The 19,602-nt window shown below is 71.9% G+C and carries 19 protein-coding genes and 1 pseudogene; 11 read left to right on the top strand and 9 right to left on the bottom strand.

The window, feature by feature from the left end:
* The first annotated feature begins 6 nt into the window (after positions 1–6).
* Positions 7–270: a hypothetical protein gene (locus tag ABIC29_RS10255; RefSeq protein ID WP_116084301.1), complete on the top strand. Its 264-nt coding sequence runs from the start codon at positions 7–9 to the stop codon at positions 268–270.
* Positions 267–665, top strand: a complete 399-nt coding sequence (locus ABIC29_RS10260; protein WP_354245056.1) for a type II toxin-antitoxin system VapC family toxin — start codon at positions 267–269, stop codon at positions 663–665. The genes ABIC29_RS10255 and ABIC29_RS10260 overlap by 4 nt, the downstream gene beginning before the upstream one ends.
* 100 nt (positions 666–765) lie before the next feature.
* On the opposite strand, the gene ABIC29_RS10265 is transcribed toward ABIC29_RS10260, so the two are convergent.
* Positions 766–1,722, bottom strand: a complete 957-nt coding sequence (locus ABIC29_RS10265; RefSeq protein ID WP_354245059.1) for an NADP-dependent oxidoreductase — start codon at positions 1,720–1,722, stop codon at positions 766–768.
* 109 nt (positions 1,723–1,831) lie between these two features.
* Complete coding sequence (locus ABIC29_RS10270) at positions 1,832–2,962, bottom strand: alkene reductase (RefSeq protein WP_354245062.1); 1,131 nt, start codon at positions 2,960–2,962, stop codon at positions 1,832–1,834.
* 104 nt (positions 2,963–3,066) lie between these two features.
* On the opposite strand from ABIC29_RS10270, the gene ABIC29_RS10275 reads away from it, so the two are divergent.
* Positions 3,067–3,567, top strand: coding sequence for a MarR family winged helix-turn-helix transcriptional regulator (locus ABIC29_RS10275; protein WP_354245065.1), 501 nt, complete (start codon positions 3,067–3,069; stop codon positions 3,565–3,567).
* A 142-nt stretch (positions 3,568–3,709) separates the two neighbouring features.
* Here the strand turns inward: ABIC29_RS10275 and ABIC29_RS10280 are convergent, their stop codons facing one another.
* Positions 3,710–4,513 (bottom strand): hypothetical protein, encoded by an 804-nt coding sequence (locus ABIC29_RS10280; protein WP_354245068.1) that lies wholly within the window; start codon positions 4,511–4,513, stop codon positions 3,710–3,712.
* Positions 4,514–4,542: 29 nt separating this feature from the next.
* Positions 4,543–5,127 (bottom strand): hypothetical protein, encoded by a 585-nt coding sequence (locus ABIC29_RS10285; RefSeq protein ID WP_354245070.1) that lies wholly within the window; start codon positions 5,125–5,127, stop codon positions 4,543–4,545.
* A gap of 125 nt (positions 5,128–5,252) precedes the next feature.
* Between ABIC29_RS10285 and ABIC29_RS19015 the strand changes: the two are divergent.
* From ABIC29_RS19015 to ABIC29_RS10300, 4 genes and pseudogenes are all read left to right on the top strand, one after another.
* A pseudogene (locus ABIC29_RS19015) lies at positions 5,253–5,327 on the top strand (hypothetical protein); the annotation flags it as partial.
* A 71-nt stretch (positions 5,328–5,398) separates the two neighbouring features.
* Complete coding sequence (locus tag ABIC29_RS19020; protein WP_502915485.1) at positions 5,399–5,551, top strand: SDR family oxidoreductase; 153 nt, start codon at positions 5,399–5,401, stop codon at positions 5,549–5,551.
* 109 nt (positions 5,552–5,660) lie between these two features.
* Positions 5,661–6,026, top strand: a complete 366-nt coding sequence (locus ABIC29_RS10295; protein ID WP_116084283.1) for a hypothetical protein — start codon at positions 5,661–5,663, stop codon at positions 6,024–6,026.
* Between the two features lie 128 nt (positions 6,027–6,154).
* Complete coding sequence (locus ABIC29_RS10300) at positions 6,155–6,667, top strand: methylated-DNA--[protein]-cysteine S-methyltransferase (RefSeq protein ID WP_354245073.1); 513 nt, start codon at positions 6,155–6,157, stop codon at positions 6,665–6,667.
* 17 nt (positions 6,668–6,684) lie between these two features.
* Here the strand turns inward: ABIC29_RS10300 and ABIC29_RS10305 are convergent, their stop codons facing one another.
* Positions 6,685–6,933 (bottom strand): hypothetical protein, encoded by a 249-nt coding sequence (locus ABIC29_RS10305; RefSeq protein WP_354245076.1) that lies wholly within the window; start codon positions 6,931–6,933, stop codon positions 6,685–6,687.
* Between the two features lie 265 nt (positions 6,934–7,198).
* On the opposite strand from ABIC29_RS10305, the gene ABIC29_RS10310 reads away from it, so the two are divergent.
* The 3 genes from ABIC29_RS10310 to ABIC29_RS10320 are packed head-to-tail and all read left to right on the top strand — an operon-like array spanning position 7,199 to position 10,667.
* On the top strand, positions 7,199–8,635 hold the full coding sequence (locus ABIC29_RS10310) for an O-acetylhomoserine aminocarboxypropyltransferase/cysteine synthase family protein (protein WP_354245079.1): 1,437 nt from the start codon (positions 7,199–7,201) through the stop codon (positions 8,633–8,635).
* Complete coding sequence (locus ABIC29_RS10315; RefSeq protein ID WP_354245082.1) at positions 8,632–9,954, top strand: LLM class flavin-dependent oxidoreductase; 1,323 nt, start codon at positions 8,632–8,634, stop codon at positions 9,952–9,954. Before ABIC29_RS10310 ends, ABIC29_RS10315 begins: the two co-directional genes overlap by 4 nt.
* Positions 9,955–9,956: 2 nt before the next feature.
* On the top strand, positions 9,957–10,667 hold the full coding sequence (locus tag ABIC29_RS10320) for an NADPH-dependent F420 reductase (RefSeq protein WP_116084274.1): 711 nt from the start codon (positions 9,957–9,959) through the stop codon (positions 10,665–10,667).
* 86 nt (positions 10,668–10,753) lie between these two features.
* Here the strand turns inward: ABIC29_RS10320 and ABIC29_RS10325 are convergent, their stop codons facing one another.
* Positions 10,754–11,917 (bottom strand): epoxide hydrolase family protein, encoded by a 1,164-nt coding sequence (locus tag ABIC29_RS10325; RefSeq protein ID WP_354245085.1) that lies wholly within the window; start codon positions 11,915–11,917, stop codon positions 10,754–10,756.
* Positions 11,918–12,278: 361 nt separating this feature from the next.
* Here ABIC29_RS10325 and ABIC29_RS10330 point away from each other — a divergent pair, with 361 nt between their 5' ends.
* Positions 12,279–13,739: a hypothetical protein gene (locus ABIC29_RS10330; RefSeq protein ID WP_116084268.1), complete on the top strand. Its 1,461-nt coding sequence runs from the start codon at positions 12,279–12,281 to the stop codon at positions 13,737–13,739.
* A 135-nt stretch (positions 13,740–13,874) separates the two neighbouring features.
* On the opposite strand, the gene ABIC29_RS10335 is transcribed toward ABIC29_RS10330, so the two are convergent.
* From ABIC29_RS10335 to ABIC29_RS10345, 3 genes are all read right to left on the bottom strand, one after another.
* Complete coding sequence (locus tag ABIC29_RS10335) at positions 13,875–14,354, bottom strand: pyridoxamine 5'-phosphate oxidase family protein (RefSeq protein ID WP_354245088.1); 480 nt, start codon at positions 14,352–14,354, stop codon at positions 13,875–13,877.
* Between the two features lie 206 nt (positions 14,355–14,560).
* Positions 14,561–16,738, bottom strand: coding sequence for a glycosyl hydrolase 53 family protein (locus tag ABIC29_RS10340; protein WP_354245090.1), 2,178 nt, complete (start codon positions 16,736–16,738; stop codon positions 14,561–14,563).
* A 251-nt stretch (positions 16,739–16,989) separates the two neighbouring features.
* The gene (locus ABIC29_RS10345) at positions 16,990–19,506 is read right to left on the bottom strand and encodes a beta-galactosidase (RefSeq protein ID WP_502915474.1); all 2,517 of its coding nucleotides are present in this window, start codon (positions 19,504–19,506) and stop codon (positions 16,990–16,992) included.
* Between the last annotated feature and the right edge of the window lie 96 nt (positions 19,507–19,602).

Genomic DNA, 19,602 nt, shown 5'->3' on the forward strand with positions numbered 1-19,602 from the left:
CGCGTCATGCCCACGTTGCTGCCGAGGTTCCAGGTAACTGAGACGCCCGAGATCGAGCACGCCCTCAAGGTCGCCGAGCAGGCGTGGCCCGAACTCAGTCGCGCCGAGCGGGTGCTGCGGCTGTTCCAGGCCGGCGCCGACGCCATCGAGGGCGAGCGCGCCGAGCGCCGCCGAGCCAGGCGCGGGGCGGTCGACCTCTCCGCAGGCAGCCTCGACATCGCGTACGAGCCCGACTACCTCGAGCGCCTGCGTTCCGAGTGGCCCGAATGATCGTGCTCGATGCGAGCGTGGTCATCGCCCAGTTCGCATCACACGACGTGCATCATCGCCGGGCGACCGAGTTCTTCCTCGAGCACCTCGACGAGGACTTCCTGGTGCACACGCTGACGCTCACCGAGATCCTGGTCGGACCGACCCGCATCGGCCGTGGCGAGTTCGCGGAGCAGCAGCTGAAGGGGTTGGGGGCGTCGGAGTGGATCCCGTCGTCGGGCGGAGCCGCCCGGCTCGCCCGCCTTCGCGTCGACACCGGGCTGAAGCACCCCGACGGCTGCGTGCTCGACGCGGCCATGGTGACGGCATCGCCGCTCGCGACATTCGATGGGCAGCTCACGCGCGTCGCCGCATCCGTCGGTGTCCGGGTCTTGGGGCTTCCGGCCGCGGGTTGAGCAGCGAAATGGCGAGCGTGGCCGGGCGAGCCAGGCGCGCCGGGCGCGCGACCGGCTCGGCGCAACGACGACATCGTCCCGCCGAGCCGACATCCGCTCGCTACCCGCGCGCGGAATCGTCGCCGCGAGTCGGCGTGAGCACGACCTTGCCGCGCAGGCGGCCGGCCTCGCCGAGGGCGTGCACCGTGGCGAGGTCGTCGAGCGGGTAGCGCGCGCTCACGTCCACCTGGAGGTCGCCGGCGTCGACCATCCGCGCGAGGTTGGCGAGCTGGGCGGCGTCGCTGCGCACGAAGACGCTCGCAGTGCGAACCTCTGAGCCGGGCGGCACGATGCCGGGCGTCGTCGTGGAGACGAAGACACCGCCCGGCTTCAGGAGCGAGACGAGTGCCGCGGTCTCCTCGGGCGAGGTGCGCACGAGGTTCACGACGACGTCGACCGGCTCGGTCACGGCGTCGACGATGGAAGTCGTCGTGTAGTCGACGACCAGCGAGGCGCCCTGCGCCGCGACGACCTCACGGCTTCGTGGACCGGCGGTGGCGATCACGGTCGCGCCGGCCGAAGCGGCGAGCTGCACGGCGAAGCCGCCGACCCCGCCTCCGGCGCCGTTCACGAGTACGCGCTGACCGGGACGGACGTCGGCCTGCTCGACGACGGCCTGCCAGGCGGTCAGGCCGCTCGAGGTCAGCGCCGCGGCATCCGCGAGCGGAACCGAGGTCGGGGCGGGCGCGATGAGCTCGGCGGGCACGGTCGCGAACTCCGCGGACGCCCCGGGGCCGCTCATCGGCAGGAACGCGATGATGTCTTGCCCGATCAGGTCGGCCGTGACGCCCTCGCCGACGGCGACGACCGTGCCGCTCACGTCGATGCCCGGCACGTGCGGCAGCTCGACCGGGAACACCTGCGCCAGGTAGCCGGCGCGGATCGTGGCATCCACCGCGTTGAACGTGGTGCCGGCGACCCGGACGAGCACCTCGCGGGGCGCCGCCTCGGGGCGGGGGAGCTCGACGGACTCGAGCACGGTGGCCGGGCCGTACCCGGTGAACTGGATGGCGCGCATGGTGGTGGGTCCCGTCGGTGTCGGTGTCGGTGTCGGTGTCGGTGTCTCAGTCGGTGCGGGTGCGTGGGCGAGTCGCTGGGTCATGATCGTGGTTCCTGTTCTGTCGGGGTCAGGCCGCGAGTCGCGGGTAGTCGGTGTATCCGGCCTCGGTGCCGCCGTAGAGCGTGGCCCGGTCGGCCGCGTTCATCGGCGCACCGGCGGTGATGCGGGCGACGAGGTCGGGGTTGGCGAGGGCGAGCGCGCCGACGCTCACCACGTCGGCGAGGCCGTCGCGCACGTCCTGTGCGCGGCGTTCGATGTCGGCGCCGGCGCGGTTGAGCACCAGCCCGGTCGGCCAGGCATTGCGGATGTCGCGCAGCAACGTCTCGTCGCCGAGGTGCACCACGTGCAGGTAGGCGAGGCCGAGGGGCGCGAGCGCCTCGATGAGCGCAGGGTAGAGCTCGCGGACATCCGTCTCCTCGATGTCGCCGAGGGGACTGCCAGGGCTGATGCGGAACCCGACCCGGTCGGCGCCGATCTCGTCGGCGACGGCCGCCGCGACCTCGACCGGGAAGCGGATGCGGCCGGCGAGGTCGCCGCCGTACTGGTCGGTGCGGCGGTTGGCGTTGGTGCTCAGGAACTGCTGGAGCAGGTAGCCGTTCGCGCCGTGGAGCTCGACGCCGTCGGCGCCCGCCTGGATCGCGAGTCGTGCGGCCCGCCGGAGGTCGGCGATCGTCTGCGCGAGGTCCGCCTCGGTCATCTCTCGCGGCACGGGCATCGGCAGCGGTCCGGTGGCGGTGAACATGTCGCCGGCGGCCGCGGCGGCCGAGGGCGCGAGCGGCGTTCGTCCGTGCGGGGTGTTCGAGGGGTGCGCGACCCGGCCCACGTGCATGAGCTGCACGACGAGCGTCGAGCCCTCCTCGTGCACCGCATCGGCGACGCGACCCCAGGCCGCCATCTGCTCGTCGGTGTGGATTCCCGGCGTTGCGAGGTACCCCTGGCCGTCCTCCGACGGCTGCGTGCCCTCGGTGATGAGCATCGAGAGCGAGGCGCGCTGCGCGTAGTACGTGCGCGTGAGATCGGTCACGAGTCCCTCGCCGGTCGCGCGGCTGCGCGTCATCGGGGCCATCGCGATGCGATGGGACAGACGGATGCTGCCGAGCTGCGTGGGCGACCACAGTGCGTCGATCGGCGTGGCGGGGCGGTCGGGCGCGTTCAGCTCGGGCGGGCTGCTCGTAGCGGGGTTCTCGGTGATGCTCATCGTATCAACTCCTTCGAATTCGAACTACTTGTCGTCTTCGATAACGAGAGTCGCGCGGGATCTATTTCCAATTCGAATCAAATTGGTGTCGTAGGATTTCGGCCATGCCAGACGCGACCGTTCCGCCCGCACTTCCCGCGGAGTTCGGTGTCTATTTCGCGCTGCTCGAGGTGAGTGCGCTCGTGCAGCACGGCGTCGAGGGCCAGCTCAGGCGCGACGGCGGACTCAGCTTCGTGCAGTTCCAGATCCTGGCGATCCTCGGCGAGGACCCGTCGTCGCCGACCAGCATGACCGACCTCGCCGACCGGCTCGTGCACAGCCGGAGCGGGCTGACCTACCAGGTCGACCGGCTCGAGCAGGCGGGACTCGTCGCCAGGGCACCGTCGCCGCAGGACGATCGCGGCGTGAACGTGACGCTCGCGCCGAAGGGCGCTGCGCTCCTCGGCCGAGTGCTCCCCGGCCACATCGACGTGGTGTGCGACGTGCTCGTCGACGCCCTCGACGGCTCCGACCGCGAGGAGCTCACCCGCCTCCTCGGTCGCGTCGTGCAGCACATGCGCGCCAGGCCGCCTCGCTCGGCCCGGGGATCCTCGCAGCCCGGGTGACGGATGTCACGTCGCGAGCCCATCGGATGTCGTCGGTCTCGGGTGGGTGTCGCTGCGCCGAGGGGTTGTGCTCTCGCAGAGACGGTGCCGGAGTGCCGGAGTGCCGGAGTGCCGGAGTGCCGGAGTAGCCCGATTCTCCGGGTCAACAACCCGGATCGCCGGGGGCGGCAACGCAGTCGCCACGGGTGAGGACGGTGTCGATCTCGCCGACGAGCACCGTGCGCGGGTCGCTCGCGACGGAGAGGGTCCCGGCGATCGGAATCCAGGCGGATCCGGCGAAGCGGTACTCGGCCGCCAACGCGACCTCGAGCGTCACGGCGTACTCGCCCGAGGCGGCGTAGGCGTGACTGGTGCCGGTCGCCGTGAACTCCTTCTGGCCGAGCTGCGCCCAGGATGCACCGCGGCTGCGGCTCGCGACCGTGGCGCCGTCGCTGTGCCGCCAGCGATAGCCGATCGGCGTGAAGCGCACATCGGCGGGCTGCCCGAGCAGCGTTCCAGGAACCACCTGAGCGGATGCCGCGGCCACGAAGTTCGCCGGAAGCCCGACCACGGCCCAGCCACCGGGTTCCATGTCGTTGCCCGGTGTCGCGGGACGGAACGCGGCGATGTCGCGAAGCGTCACGACTGTCGGCGCGACGCCGGGCGCCGGCGTCGCGGGCGGAGCCGCGGGGGCTGGAACGTCGACGCACTCGAGGTGCCCGTCCTGGCACACTTCGGTCCACTCGATCGGCTCGCGCTTCGTCGCGCCATTTGGGTAGTCGATCGGTGCGTTTGTGTTGCCGCCATCTGACTCGCCAGGTTTGGGGCTGTGATCGCCTTGCGTATTGACCGCCCAGAGATCGACACGGGATTCGCTTACTGTGCCGCCCGAGCCTGACCCGCATGCGCCTGCGACAACCTCTGAAATAGTGCAGGCGAACGCAGCACTTGGCATCGCGACCAGCATCGCCGTTAGAGCAACGACGATGCTGGCGCCTAGCAGTAGTCTTCCCCGGACCATACGTCACTGCCAGCGAGCAGAAGACGGTCGCCGGACCACGAGAAGGTGAGCTCCAACGGGACGGCTGAATCACGGTCCGGCTGAGTGATGTCGTTGCCCTCAGCGTCGAGCACGCGGCTAGTTCCGACGCCGATGCAGCCGTAAATGCGCACGGTTGAGTCGGATCGCTCCATCAGAGTCGGTTTATCAAGGCTTCCGCGCCCTTCGACTCGGTAGTGGTGCTCCGAAAGGCTCTCGTAGTTCGGGATCTCTTGGTCGGCATAGTCGCTCGTGACTGCGTTGCGAAGCCGGCCGGGATCTTCGCCGCCCTCCTCCCCGATTTCCTGTGCAACATCGAGGTACGCCTCGTAGGCCGCGACGGCCGCGGCCAGCGCCTCCTCGTCCGACGCGAAGATCGGCGCGGCGTCGCTGCTCGTGGACGGGGTCGGCGCTGCGGTGGGCTCGACGTCGGCCGAGCATCCGCTGAGGGCCATCGCGAGCGCGGCGCCCGCAGCGCCCGCGGCGACGGCGGCGGCGAGCGCGAGGCGTCGCGCACGTGGGTTGGGCATGCCCACCACCATAGGCGGGCTCCTCGGCACGCGGTCGCGCCTATCCACATGCCGGGAGGCGGGCGCCGGGCGGGCGCCGGGCGGGCGCTCGGCGAGGCCGGCAGGACCATCCGTCCAACTTCCAGGGCGGACTCACCGTGCCCGGCTACGCCGCGAGCAAGGGCGGCATCGCGCAGCTCACGAAGGCCCTGGCCAACGAGTGGGCGGCGCACGGCGTGGACGTCAACGCGGTCGCCCCCGGCTACGTGGCGACGGACATGAACGAGGCCCAGCAGCCGATCCGGTGCGGTTCCGTCAGATCTCCGAGCGCATCCCGGCCGGCCGGTGGGCGACGCCCCACGACATCGCGGGCGCGACGGCGTTCCTCGCCTCGCCCGATGCCGCCTACGTGCACGGCGTCGTGCTGCCCGTCGACGGGGGATGGCTCGGGCGCTGACCCCGACGCCTCCGGGCGGTCGCCCGCATCCGACCCGCGTCCGTTGGTGCCGGCCGACCCTCGAGCCGCGGTATCGTCGTCGGGCCACCCACTCGAAGGAGCCAGATCCATGCCCGAACTCATCCTCTCCGGCAGCGACCAGCAGACCGTGCCGGTCGTCATCTCGATCGCCCAAGGGCTCGGGTACGAGGCGACGCAGCCGTCGGAGCGGAGCATCAAGCTCGAGCGCGGCAACCTGACGAAGACGCTGCTGCTGGGCGCGATGGCGGGCAAGAACTTCCACATCTCATTCACGTTCGACATCGGGCTCGACCAGCATGGCAACACCTGGTTGCGCTTCGACCAGGACGGCGCGCTCGGCGCGGTCAAGGGCGGCGCGATCGGCTACGCGAAGAGCAAGAACGCGTACGCCGAGTTCATCGCCGCGATGCGCCGCGAGACGCAGCAGCGCGGGCTCCTCCTCGGCGAGCGGTAGCAGGCGAGGCCGAAGTCGAGGCCGAGGCAGAGGCCGAGGCCGGGGCCGCGGGCGACGCCTGACGTTCGCGTCCGATTCCCGCTGCCCGAAGCGCCCGGGCGCCTGCTCGCAGGGGCGATCATGGAAGCATGACCCGCCGCCACGCGACCCTGCCGACAGCACTCGGCGACCTGCTCGTCGTGGTCGACGGCGACGCGCTCGCTGGCATCACGTTCGAGGGGCACTGGCATCCGCTGCCCGCCGAGACCCTCGGGGTCGAGGTCGACGCGGCATCCGACCCGGTCGTGACGCGCTTCGGCGTCGAGCTCGCCGAGTACCTCGCGGGCGCACGTACCGGGTTCGACCTGCCGCTGGCGCCGACCGGCGACGAGTTCCAGCACGCGGTGTGGGCGATGCTGCGCGAGATCCCGTACGGCGGGACCGTCACCTACGGCGAGCTGGCGGCGCGACTCGGCGACCGCAACCTCGCGCGCCGCGTCGGCAACGCCGTCGGGCGCAATCCGCTCAGCATCGTCGTGCCGTGCCACCGGGTGGTCGGCGCCGGCGGATCGCTCACCGGCTACGCCGGCGGCCTCGAGCGCAAGCGGATGCTGCTCGAGCTCGAGGGCGCGCCGGTCGTCGCGCAGGCGCGCCTGTTCTGACGCGCCGGCGCCCGGCCCTACTCGCTCCGGGTGTCGCGGACGATGGTCTCGTCGTCGGGCAGCTCGTCGTTCGGGAGCCCCTCGTCGACGGACTGCACGCCGGCGGGCACGTCGTCGTCGGTCGTGCCGAGGTTGCTGTCGGTGTACTCGCCCTCGCCACCCTCGATCAGGTTCTCGCGGTCGCCGAAGTCGGTCTCGGTGAACTCGCCCTTGGCCCTGAGGGCTTCGTCCCGGGGGAGGGGCTGGGTGTTCTCGGGTTCCGTCATGATCGCTCCGTCCGTCTGCCGCGCCGACCTGCGCGTGCCCCAACTCTGCGACGGGAGCTCGGCGGCGGCGAGGGGGTTGACACCGAGGCGCGAACAGCGGATGCCGCGGCATCCGCCTGATGCCTTCTCGCTGCCGGCCCGCCTACGACATCACGGCCCGGCGCGACTCTGCGCGACCCGCTGATCGTGACGGCGCATGACCGACGGTGACACCGCGCGTCGCGGCCCGTTCGACGGCGCGCCCGCTCCGACCGAGGATGAACGCATGCCATTCCGACCACCGCACGACGAGCCGGGCTTCGCCACGCTGCAGGTGCACGCCGGCGAGCACGATGACCCGGCGTTCGGGGCGCGCATCACCCCCATCTACCTGAGCGCCGGCTTCCGGTTCGACGACTTCGCGCAGGCTCGCGACCGTTTCGCGGGAGACGACCAGGGCTACGTGTACACGCGGGCGGGCAACCCCACGAACTCCGCCCTCGAGCGTCGCCTCGCCGAGCTCGAGCGCGGGCGCGACGCGGTCGTCGTCGCGAGCGGCCAGGCGGCGCTCGCCGTCGCCGTGCTCGCCGTCGCGAAGGCCGGCGACCACGTGCTCTCGGCGCAGAGCGTCTACTCGGGCACGCGCAGCCTCTTCACGCAGGGCTTCGGCCGGTTCGGCATCGAGGTCGAGTTCGTCGACGACGCCCGCGACCTCGACGAGTGGCGCCGTCGCATCCGCCCGAACACGCGTGCCCTCTACGCCGAGTCGATCGCGAACCCCACGAACGACGTCATCGACCTATCGGGCGTCGCCGAGGTCGCGCAGGCCGCGGGCGTGCCGTTCATCGTCGACAACACGCTGGCGACGCCCTACCTCGTGCGCCCCATCGAGCACGGCGCCGACCTCGTCGTGCACTCGGCGAGCAAGTTCCTCTCGGGTCACGGCGCCGCGCTCGGCGGCGTCGTCGTCGACGCCGGCACGTTCGACTGGTCGGCGAGGCCCGGCGCGTTCCCGCACCTGACCGAACCCGACACCGGCCTGCAGGGCGCGAGCTACCTCGAGGCGCACGGCGCCGGCGCCTACACCGCGTACATCCGCGGCGTGACGGCCGCGCTCTTCGGCCCGGTGCTCTCGCCGTTCAACGCGTTCCTGATCCAGCAGGGCATCGAGACGCTCTCGCTGCGTGTCGGGCGCCAGTCGTCGACGGCCGCCGCCCTCGCGGCCTGGCTCGAAGACCAGCCCGAAGTGCTCTCGGTCAACTACGCGGGCCTGCCCTCGAACCCGTCGCACGACCTCGCCGAGCGTTACCTGCCGCGTGGGCAGGGCGCCGTGCTCTCGTTCGTGCTCGACGGCGGCGAGCCCTCGGCCGAGGCGTTCTACGACGCGGTCGAGCTGTTCAGCCGCATGAGCCACATCGGCGACACCCGCTCACTGATCCTGCACCCCGCCACGACCACGCACGCGCACCTCGACGCCGAGACCCGCGCTCGCGGGCGCATCTCGGGCGGACTGCTGCGACTCTCCGTCGGACTCGAGGAGCCCGAAGACCTCGTGCGCGACCTCGAGCGCGGCCTCGCCGCCGTGCGTGCGGCGCGTGGCGCGACCGCGCAGCGCCGGCCCGTGGCATCCGACGTCGAAGGCCGGCCCGCGACATCCGCCGACGTGACCGGCGCGGTGACGGATGCCGCGGCCCGCCCGCTGCTCGAAGGGAGCACCAGATGACCCGCCTCCAGCACTTCGGCTGGTTCTTCTCCCGCGGGTTCGGCCCGCAGGGGTGGGGCCACCCGTCGTACCAGTGGAACTACCGCTGGACCGAGCCGAAGCTCTACCAGCAGTCGGTGCGCGAGCTCGAGCAGGCCGGCCTCGACCTCGTCATCATCGAGGACGGCCCCTCGATCGGCACGCCCGACACCATCGAGCTGCGCGTGCGCAAGGCCTACGGCGGCCCCAAGCACGACCCCGTCGCCCTCACCCCGTACCTGCTCGGCGCGACCGAGCACATCGGCATCGCGCCGACGGTGAACGCGGGCATCTGGCCCCCGTACCTCGCGGCCCGCCAGTTCGCGTCGCTGCACCACCTGAGCGGGCACCGCGTCGGCATCAACGTCGTGACGGATGTCTCGAGCACCCGTCACAACGGGCTCCCGCCCGTGACGCACGACCAGGCCTACGACCGTGCGAGCGAGTGGCTCACCGCGGTGCGCGGCCTCTGGCACAGCTGGGACGACGGCGCCCTCATCGAGGACGTCGAGACGGGCCGCTTCGCCGACGGGTCGAAGATCCGCGAGAGCCGGTTCGCGGGCGAGTACTTCGACGTGCCCGGGCCGCTGAACGCGATCCCGTTCACCGACGGCGACCCCGCGATCGTCTCGCCAGGCGGATCGCCGAAGGGGCTCGCGTTCGCCGGAACCCACTCCGACGTGCAGCTCGCGTACGCCCCGCTCGACCTCGACGTCGTGCGCGCCTACCGCCAGAAGATCATCGACGCGTCGCTCGCGCACGGCCGACCCGCGAACGCGGTGAAGACCCTGTTCGTGTTCAAGCCCGAGATCGTCTCGAGCCAGGAGGAGGTCGACCGGGTCGTGCAGGCGTCGCTGGACCCGAGCGACGAGGTGCTCGCCGCGATCCTCGAGGGACAGTCGAGCGACCTCGAGACCGATCTCACGGGCCTGCCCCTCGACCGGCCGCTCGACCCGTCGATCTTCGGCGACCACGTCTCGCAGGGCACGATCAAGGGCCTGCTCGGCAAGACGGCGCCGACCTTCGCGGATGCCACGCTGCGCGAGCTCCTCGTCGCGAAGGCCCGCAAGGGCCGCATCAGCGACCACGCCGGGTTCGTCGGCACCGCCGAGCAGGTCGCCGACTTCATCGAGGAGTTCGGCGAGGAGGCCGACAACGACGGCTTCATCTTCTCGGGCGACCTGCACCCGGTCACCGTGCATCGGTACCTCGACGAGCTCGTGCCGATCCTGCGCCGCCGCGGCGTGCTGCGCAACGAGTACGGCGGCGGCGGCATCCAGGGCAACCTGCGCGACTTCTAGAAATGTTGCGTCATGCAACGCGAAATGGGAATGCCCTCGGCGCGGCATCCGTTGTGACCAGCATGACAACGATCGGAATCATCGGAGCAGGACACATCGGCAGCCAGGTCGCACGCGCGGCGGTGGCGAACGGCTACGAGGTGGTCATCTCCAACTCGCGCGGCCCCGAGACCCTTGCAGAGCTCGTCGACGAACTCGGCCCCAACGCGCGCGCCGCGACCCCGCAGGAGGCGGCCGACGCAGCGGACTTCGCCGTCGTGACCGTGCCCTTCAAGGCCTACGAGGCGGTGCCGGTCGAGCCGCTCGCCGGCAAGATCGTCATCGACACGAACAACTACTACTGGGAGCGCGACGGGCACATCGCCGTGCTCGACGCGGGCCTCGACACCGTGAGCGGCCTGCTGCAGCAGCACCTGCCGACGAGCCGCGTCGCCAAGGGCTTCAACCACATCACCGCCGCCGACATCACCACGACCGGCACCCCGGCCGGCACCGCGGGACGCCGTGCGCTCGCGACCTCGAGCGACTTCGAGGACGCCGCGCAGCTCGTCACCGACCTCTACGACCGGTTCGGCTTCGACACCGTCAACGTCGGGCCGCTCGACGAGAGCTGGCGCGTCGAGCGCGACCAGCCCGCCTACGTCGTCGCGCAGAACCGCGACGAGCTCGTCGCCAACCTCGCGAAGGCCGAGCGCGCGAGCGTCGCCGCATAACCCGAGCCGATCGATCCAGCGGCGACTCCCGGGATGCCGGGAGTCGCCGCGTTCGCGTTCGAGGGCCGGCCGCGTGTCGCTGCGCGTCAGGCGAGCAGGCCCAACGACGTCGCGAACGCCCGCAGGCGCTGCGCGAGCGCATCGGGCACCTCGGCGGCCGTGAAGTGCCCGCCCTCGTCGAGGCGGCCGAAGTCGCGCAGGTCGAGGTAGTGCCGACGTGCGAGCGTCTCGGGATAGGTCGACTCGTGCCGCTGGATGTACACGACCGCCGGCACCGAGGTCGGCGGGATCGGGTCGGGCTGATCGGCGCCCTCGTAGTACGGGCGGAACGACGTGCCGATCGAGTGCGTGACCCAGTAGATCATCGCCTCGGTGAGGATGCGCCCGCGCGAGATGCGCCGTTCGACCGCCGAGGGATCGCCCCGGGGCGTGTCGCTCCACTCGACGAGCTTCTCGACCAGCCAGGCGAGCAGGCCCGCGGGCGAGTCGTCGAGTGCGACCGCGAGCGTGTCGGGCCGAGTCGACTGCACGTGCCCGTAGGCGCCGTGCTCCTCGTGGAACGCCGCGATGCCGTCGAAGAACGCGACCTCGTCGGGGTCGGTGAGTGCCGCCCGCTCGGCGCTGTTCGGGAAATGCGCGTGCGTCGCCATGATGCCCGCGACGTGCTCGGGGTGGCTGGCGGCGATCAGGTCGCTGACGTTCGCCGTGACGTCCTCGCCGTAGGTGAGGTACCGCTCGTAGCCGAGCACCTCGGTCATGAGCGCGTGCATGGTCGCGGCGATGCGCGTCTCGCTCATCGGGCCGTCGGCGTAGGGCGACGAGAACGCGAAGCCGGGCAGGCTCGCGACGACGACGTCGAAGTCGGGCAGCCGGTCGGCGAAGTCGAGCTGCAGCGCGAAGGTGTGCGGCCAGCCGTGCATGACGAGCAGCGCGGGTGCACCGGCCCGGTCGGAGCGCAGGTGCGCGAAGTGCAGCGCGGCGTCGCCGACCTGCGCGATGAACTGCTGGTGCGCGTTCAGCCACGACTCCCGGGCGCGCCAGTCCCACTCGCGCCAGGTCTCGACGAGCTCGCGCAGGTAGGCGGCGCTGAGGCCCGATGCCGGCTTGCGCGGGGAATCCGCGAGCAGCCGGCTTCGCGCGAGGCGGGAGTGCAGGTCGTCGAGCACGGCATCGGCGACGTGCAGTTCGAACGGCTGCGGCCCGGACGACGGCAGGCCGGACGGCGGTCCGGACGGCTGCGGATCGGTCATGCGGCGAAGCTACTCGGCACCACCGACAGTGAAACCGGCAGAACAGGTTCGCGGATGCCGCGGCTAACCCGCTGAGCGCGTCACCCCCGCGGCCCGACTCGGCTCGGGGGGGCGCCCGCGCGGCTGCCCCGTTCTGGGGGCAAGCAGGCGTCTTCCCGGAGCCCGGGCAGCGTATAGCTTCGAATACGTACCGGCACTCGTCCACGGCATCGGAGCCGCGGGCGGGCCCCGACGTCGGTGCTCACCCCCGGTACCCGAAACGCTGTCCCACGCCACGCGATCGAGGCGGACCGACGGTGTTCGTCATGCCCTCGCGGGCACCGCTCCGCCCCCGGCCCTGGGGCGATCGAAGGGAACGCACTTGAAGAAGCTCATCGCGAGCATCGCCACCACGGCGATGCTGGCCGGAGGCCTGGCCGTGCTGGCCGCCGCAGCGCCGGCGACCGCCGACGTGGCCCCGGCCGCGGCATCCGCCACCTGTGAGGTGCTCACGGTGAACCTCACGGGCTACGACGCCAAGCCCGGCGTCGGGGAGCCGCAGATCGAGGTCGACAACCCCGCGTACGTGCCCGCCGTCGCCGCCGTGGCCGAGGTCAGCCACACGGACTACGAATACAAGACCCTCGCGGGCCTCTTCCCGACCAAGTGGACCTACCGCACCGCGCACAAGTACGGTGGCGCGGCGGTGCTCTACGACTGGAGGATCTGGACCGCCACCGGCGCGACGTCGAAGCACGTCGAGGTGGCGGGCGTGGCCGCGAAGCCCGCCGTCAGCACCCCGACCGTGTGGGTCGCGAACCCCGACTACGTCGCCCCCGCCGAGCAGCCGAACACCGTCACCGTGAAGGTCAACGGTTCGGTCGTGGCCGACGCCGCGTTCGGCGCCGCGTTCGCCGACACGTTCGCGTTCGCCGACAGGTCGGTGCGCAACACGTGGTCCGTCGACGTGACCGCCTGGAACGGCGCTCCGACCCACGTCGAGGGCACGAGCACCGCGTGCGTGACGCCCGCCGCCCCGACCTGGGTCGACGAGTGCGGCCCCGCGAACAACGGCCACTGGGTGCTGCCTGCGGTCGTCGGCTACACCTACGCCGTGACCGACCACTCGACCCTGAACGGAAAGGTCGGCGTCGTCGCCACCGCGCAGGACGGCTACGTGTTCAACGTCGGCGCCCGCAAGCAGTGGACCCAGACGCAGAACAACGACCGTTGCGACCAGGCGGTTCCCACCGTGGTCTTCACGAACCAGGCCTGCGTCGCGCCGACCTACGGCGAGGGAACCATCACGTTCGCGAACCTCGCCATCACGAACCCCTCCGGCGTGAAGGTGCTCGTCAAGCGCAAGTCCGACGGCGCGGCGATCACCGACCTCGCGAACCTGACGCCCGGCCACTACGACGTCATCGCGACCGTGAAGAACGAGGGTGCGGACGCGTTCACGACCGTGCCCGAGGGCTGGACCGTCTTCGCCGAGGACGGCTTCACCTTCAAGGTCTCGAAGGGCTTCGACGTGGTCGCCGCGGCGCCGTGCTTCAACCCGGTCGCGACGATCACCGCCGCGCCGAAGGTCATCGACGTGTGCGGCATCGACAACGACGGCATCGACTGGGACGGCATCGCGCTCGGTGGCACCTGGAAGATCGCGAGCAAGGTCGTCGACGCTCCCGACCACCACGGCGAGACCCGCTACCGCGTGGTCTTCACCCCCACGGGTGTGCTGCCGGCCGAGCTGCCCGGCAAGGGCTTCGTCGTCGACGGCAAGGCCGTGTGGCTGATGTACCTCGACAACGCGCCCTGCACCGACGCAGGTCTCGCGGCATAAGGCCTGACGACCCGAATCAGGCAGGCGGCGGCTCCCGGATGACGGGGGCCGCCGCTCTGGCGTTCACGGGCCGGCGCCGAGCGCGGTGCACGGCCGGATGTCGCGGCGGCGCGCCGCGGCATCCGCTCGGTCAGGTCACCAGGCGATGAGCTTCTCGGGGGTGACCCGGATGATCGTGCTGTACTTGGCCGCCATCGACTCGAGCGTGAGCTTCAGCGGCGGCAGGTCGTGCTCGTACTTCGCGAGGTAGGCGTCGCCGATCGTCGGCAGCCACGAGGTCGCGGCCTCGCCCAGCACCTCGGCGGTGCCCTGCAGCACGGTGAGCTGCTCTTCGTCGTGGCCGGACTCGAGGTGCACGAGCACGCGGCCGTCGCGGGTCGCGTTGCGGACCTTCGCGGAGGTGGGCTCGCTCATGATGATGACGGCCCCGTCGTGCCAGAGGAACCAGACGGGCACCGCGTGCGGGTAGCCGTTGCGCCCGATCGTGCCGAGCCAGGCGATGCGTTCGCTCGCGAGGCGCGAGAGGGCGCGGGCGTGCACGTCGTTCTCGGGGTCGAACGCGAACGGTTCGACGGTCGTGCGGTCAGTGGTGGCGGATGCTGCGTGGTCGGTCATCGAGGATCCTTCCGTCGATCCGGAGCCTATGTCGGGCCTCCGACACGCTGACGGAGTGCGCCGAACGGCCACGTTCTGCTGGTCAAGGCGGGTGCAAGGCAGCAGATGGTGACCGCTCGGGCGGGATGTCGCGGCGTGGCGCGGCGTGGCGCGGCGTGGCGCGGCGTGGCGCGACGGGTGCCGCGCACCCGCCGCGCCGGCGCCGGCTACTTCGCCCGCTTGAGTTGCAGCACCGCCTTCGCGACGACTGCGGTGGCGAGCACGATGTCGCGCTGGGTGGCGCGCGAACCGGCGAGCACGACCTCGCCCACGGCGACGGCGTCGTCGAGCCTGGCGACGGATGCCGCGGTGAACCGCTCGCGATCGATGCGCGCGGCGCCGGCGAGGGCGACGTCGAGCAGCTTCGTGCGCACCGTCGTGGCGGGCTCGACGGCGACGAGTCGCACGTCGTCGAACACGCCCCACGCCCCGCCGCTCAGCGAGAACGCGGCCGAGATCGTGACGACCCCGTCGCTGCCGACGACGATCGACGGCACGGTCGCGGTGTGGAACTCGTTCCACGCGGTGAACTCCATCGGCGCGCTCCACGAGCCGGCCGAGGTCGTCGCCGAGAGCACGCGCGAATCGGTCGCGGGGCTGTTCGTGCCCTGCGTCGTCGCCTGCAGCGAGTAGGTTCCGGCGGGGACGCCGCGGATCGTCTGCGTCGCGGAGGCCTGGTAGCCGGTGCCGTTCCAGAAGGTCACGGCGGTGCCGCCGTCGGGCGCGTCCGATGTGGGGTTCGGCCAGGCGTAGCCGCCGAAGGTCCACGCGCTGTGGTCGGCGCCCTCGAAGCTGTGGTCCGCGACGAAGTTCCTCGCGAGCACGGTGACCGACGCGGTCACGGACAGGCCGGACGCCGTGGTGCCGGGGATCGCGTACTCGCCGGGTCCGCGGATCCACGAGAGGGCGCTGCTCCAGGTCACGGCAGGATGCTCGACCGTGCCGTCGTTGTACGACACGTCGAGGGTGCCGGGCAGCACGACGGGCGAGCCGTCGGTCACCGTCACGTCGACGGCCCCGACCTGCGTGACCACGCGCGGTGCCACGGCACCCGTTCGCACGTAGTCGAAGGTGCGCAGCGACTCGAGCGCGGTGCCGTCGAAGGCGAACAGCGCCTGGTTTTCCCACGCGGATCCGCCGTAGTACTCCCCGACGTGCACGGGGTCGTAGTCGCTCGCGGCGCTCGTGGCCCACCCCGAGCCGTCGCGCTCCCAGAGCAGGGCGTTCGCCGCGGCATCCGCCGGCTCGCCGACCGGAAGCCACGCGGGCTCCCAGTAGAAGACGCCGATGCCCGCGGAGCCGACGGCCGTGACGGCCGCGATGACGTCGCGCAGCTCGGTCGCCTGGCCCTGCACGCTGACCGGGTACTGGTCGGTGATGGTGCCCGAGCCGACGACGTCGGCGTACCCGTCGCCGTCGTCGAGGGTGTGCGCCCACGACGTCTCGGCGACCATGACCTGCTTGCCGTAGGTGGTCGCGACCTGGGTCAGGGCCGCGGTGAGGTTCGCGGTGGTGCCGTGCCAGTACGGGTAGTACGAGCTCGCGAACACGTCGTAGTCGACGCCGTACGCGTCGAGGCCGGCGGCGTAGGTCGCGTAGCGGTTCGGCGTCTCGGGGTTCGTGAAGTGCACCGCGACGAGCGCGTCGGGCAGCACCTCGCGCACGGCGCTGCTGCCGGCCTGGATCAGGTCGGCGAAGGTCTCGTCGATGGCCGTGCCCGCCCGCGTGTAGCCGGCGATGGCGTTGTTCGTCTCGTTGCCGACCTGCACCATCGAGACGTCGACGCCGGCGTCCTCGAACGACTGCAGCGTCTCGGCGGTGTATTCGTGAAGGGCCTCCTCGAGCTCGGGGATGCCGAGGCCGGCCCAGGCCTTCGGCGCGAGCTGCCTGGCCGGGTCGGCCCAGAAGTCCGAGTAGTGGAAGTCCACGAGCACGCCGAGCCCCGCGGCCGTGGCGCGCTCGCCGATCTCGACGGCGCGCGCCGCGTCGACGTTGCCGCCGCCGTAGCCGCGACCCGAGGCGTCGAACGGGTCGTTCCACACGCGGATGCGCACGGTGTTCACGCCGCTGTCGGCGAGCACGTCGAAGAGGTCGGCCGGCTGCCCCGCGGCATCCCGGAACACGACCCCGCTCTCCTCGAGCGAGAGCACCGACGAGACGTCGACGCCGTTCACGAAGTCGGGTGAGAGCCCGTCGACCTTCTGCACGAAGATGCCGGCGTCGACCGGGCCGTCGTCGGCTGTTCCGTTCGCGGTCTCGGCGGCCCACGCCGCGGGCGTCAGCGCCGCGCCGGTCAGGGCGAGGCTGAGCGCCGCGGTGACCGCGACGCCTCGCGGCCCTCTCATCGTTCGGTTCCACATGGTGCCACTCCTCTCGAACTGCGGCCCCGCGGGTCGGTCCGTCCTCGAGGGGAGCGGATGCCGCGGCGCTGCGGTGTCGTCCCGCCCGGTCGGGCGGAGCTCAGGTGGTGCTGGTGGTGCTGGTGGTGCTGGTGGTGCGTCCGTCGCCGGTCGAGGAGCGGAGCGCATCGAGACCGGCTTCCGTCGGGTCTCGATACAGCGCTGGGCGCCGACTCGACCGGCGCAGAGGTGTCAGCTCACGGCTGCTCCAGCCAGAGCGGGGCCTCGATGAGTCGCACGGACTCGAGCGAGAGGAGCGCCGCGTCGGACGCCTCCCGCACCCCGCGTGCGGCATCCGCGCGCCGGCCGGCGGCGGCCTCGGGCAGGTGCACGGGGGCCGCGGGGTGCAGCGGAACGATGCGCAGCGTCAGCCGGGCGTCGGGAGCGAGGTCGAGCGCGTCGAGTCCGACGGTCCACGTCGTGCCGTCCCAGAAGCGGTCGGCCACGACGACGCCGTCGACCTCGAGCCGGGCGACGTCACCGGCGAAGTCGATCTCGAGGTACCGGCGGGCACCGGTGCCGGCGGGCAGCGCGAAGGTCCAGGCGGTGCCGTGCCGGGCGACCTCGTCGCGCGACGGGGCCGAGGCGCGGGAGTGCCGCTGACCATAGCTGGCGGGCGGGGCTTCGCCCGGTACGGGAGCGCCGACGTCGACGGCGGTCTCTCCGCCCGCGGTGCCGGTCGACGCGCCGGCGACCTCGACGACGAGCGGCTCGAACCGTCCGAGCAGCGGCAGGTACTCGCGAATCTCGGGCCGCTCGGCGGCTCGGGCCGCGATCCAGCCGTCGGCGTCCTCGAACAGGGCGTCGGCCGAGAGCGCGAGCCGACGGCCGCCGCTCGCCTCGAGCACCCACACGTCGTCGGCGGATTCCGCGGGCAGCACGAGCACCGAGAGCCGGCCGTCGCCCTGCGCGAGGTCGAGTCGGTGCGCGCGCGAGGCGTCGACCAGGAGGATGCCGGGAGCGGGCGTGGTCACCGCGGACGCGGCATCGGCGACCTCCGTCGCATCGGCGGCGACCACGCCGAGCAGGTCGGCCGAGGTGGCGAGCTCGACGGGCACCCCGGCCTCGGCGACGAGCACGAGGGTCGGCGGGAGCGCGTCGAGCGGCCCGTCGGCGCCGACGGCGGGGTCGGAAGTCGGCAGCACCGTGAGCGGCGACGCGGTCGCCCAATCGAGGTGCACGCCGCCGACCTCGAGGTGCAGCGGCCAGCGCGCGATCGTGCCGGGAAGGACGGTGACGGGTTCGTGCGGCAGCACGAGCGAGCCGGCCGGCGTGGCGTCGTCGCCGAGCGGCGCGGCCGCGGCATCCGGAGCACCGGCATCCGGAGCATCGGCGTCGGAGGATCGGGTACCGTCGAGCGCCACCTCGAACTGCACGTCGCGAACCGTGCCGAGCGGCACGTGCGGCTGCTGCCAGGTGAGGAACAGCCAGCCGGATGCCCCGTCGCTGCGCAGTGCCCAGCGCAGCGTCTCGGTGTCGTCGACGTTCGTCGGGTGGTGCGCCGGCAGCGTCGAGGGCATGGGCGCGAGGCGGTCGCCGAACGCCGCCAGGAACGCGTGCTGGCGGCGGAGCGCCGCGTGGCTCGGGTGCAGTCGCCCGGCCGCGCCGATCGGCGCGTGGAAGTCGTAGTCGAACTCGGGCAGGTCGTTGGGGTAGTCGGTCGCGTGCGACTCCTGCAGGCCGGGCGCCGGGTTCAGGCCGCCGGCGTACATGTAGTAGCCCTGCCAGCCCGAGCCGTTGCCGATCTTCGTGTTGGCCACGGCGGCGATGTCGGCGCCGCCCAGCAGCGGGCGCCGGTGGTAGGCGGTCGCCATGCCGCCGCCGAGCTCGCAGGTCGCGGCCGGGAACGACGCGGACGGCAGCCGCGGCGTCTCCGGCCGGCGCCCGATGCCGGGGTGCGCCCGGAGGTCCGCGCCGATGCCGGGGTCGTCCCACGTGTGCGAGAAGAAGAAGTGCTCGCGGAAGGTCGTGTCCCAGTCGTGGTCGGCGTCGACCCAGAATCCGTCGCCGTAGCCGCCGTAGAGGGGGAGCACCTCGCCGTCGGGCAGCTCGGCGCCGCCCCACGCGGTGGCGGTGTAGATGGGGGCGACGAGCCCGTGCCGGCGCGCGATGCCCTTGAGCGTGGTGAGATGGCCCGGCTGGTCGTAGAGCTCGTTGTCGAGCTGGATCGCGATGACGTTGCTCGACGGACCGCAGAGCGGCGCGAGCTGCTCGCCGAGCGCGGCGAACCACGGCTCGACGAGTGCGAGGTAGCCGGGGTCGTCGGTGCGGTGGGCGACGGGCGCCTGCTGCACCCAGTCGGGGAACCCGCCGTTGCGGGTCTCGCCGTGGATCCAGGGGCCGATGCGCAGCACGACGTCGAGGCCGGCCTCGGCCGCGGTGCGCACGAAGGCGGCGGCGTCGAGGTGGCCGTCGAAGCTCACCTCGCCCTGCACGGGTTCGTGGTGGTTCCAGATGAGGTAGGAGGCGACGACCGTCACGCCGCCAGCGCGCATGAGGCGCAGGCGCTCGCCCCACTCGGCGCGGGGGACGCGGCTGTAGTGCAGCTCGCCCGAGACCGGGATCACGGGCACGCCGTGCTGCTCGACGTAGCGGTTCGTGAGCGAGATGCGCTCGTGTCGATCGACCTCGGTGCCCATCGCCGGGCGCGTGAGCGGCTCGGCCCACGGCTCGTGCGCCACCGTGAACCGCGCGGTCTGCAAAGGCATGGGCATTCTCCCTCGAATCTGTGTGCGCTCACAGTTCTAGCACAGGAAACCTGCCTTGCAACATCTCAGATACGAGAGTTGACAGCGAATAGCTGGCTGTGT

The organism is Agromyces sp. PvR057, assembly GCF_040547485.1.
Lineage (GTDB): Bacteria > Actinomycetota > Actinomycetes > Actinomycetales > Microbacteriaceae > Agromyces.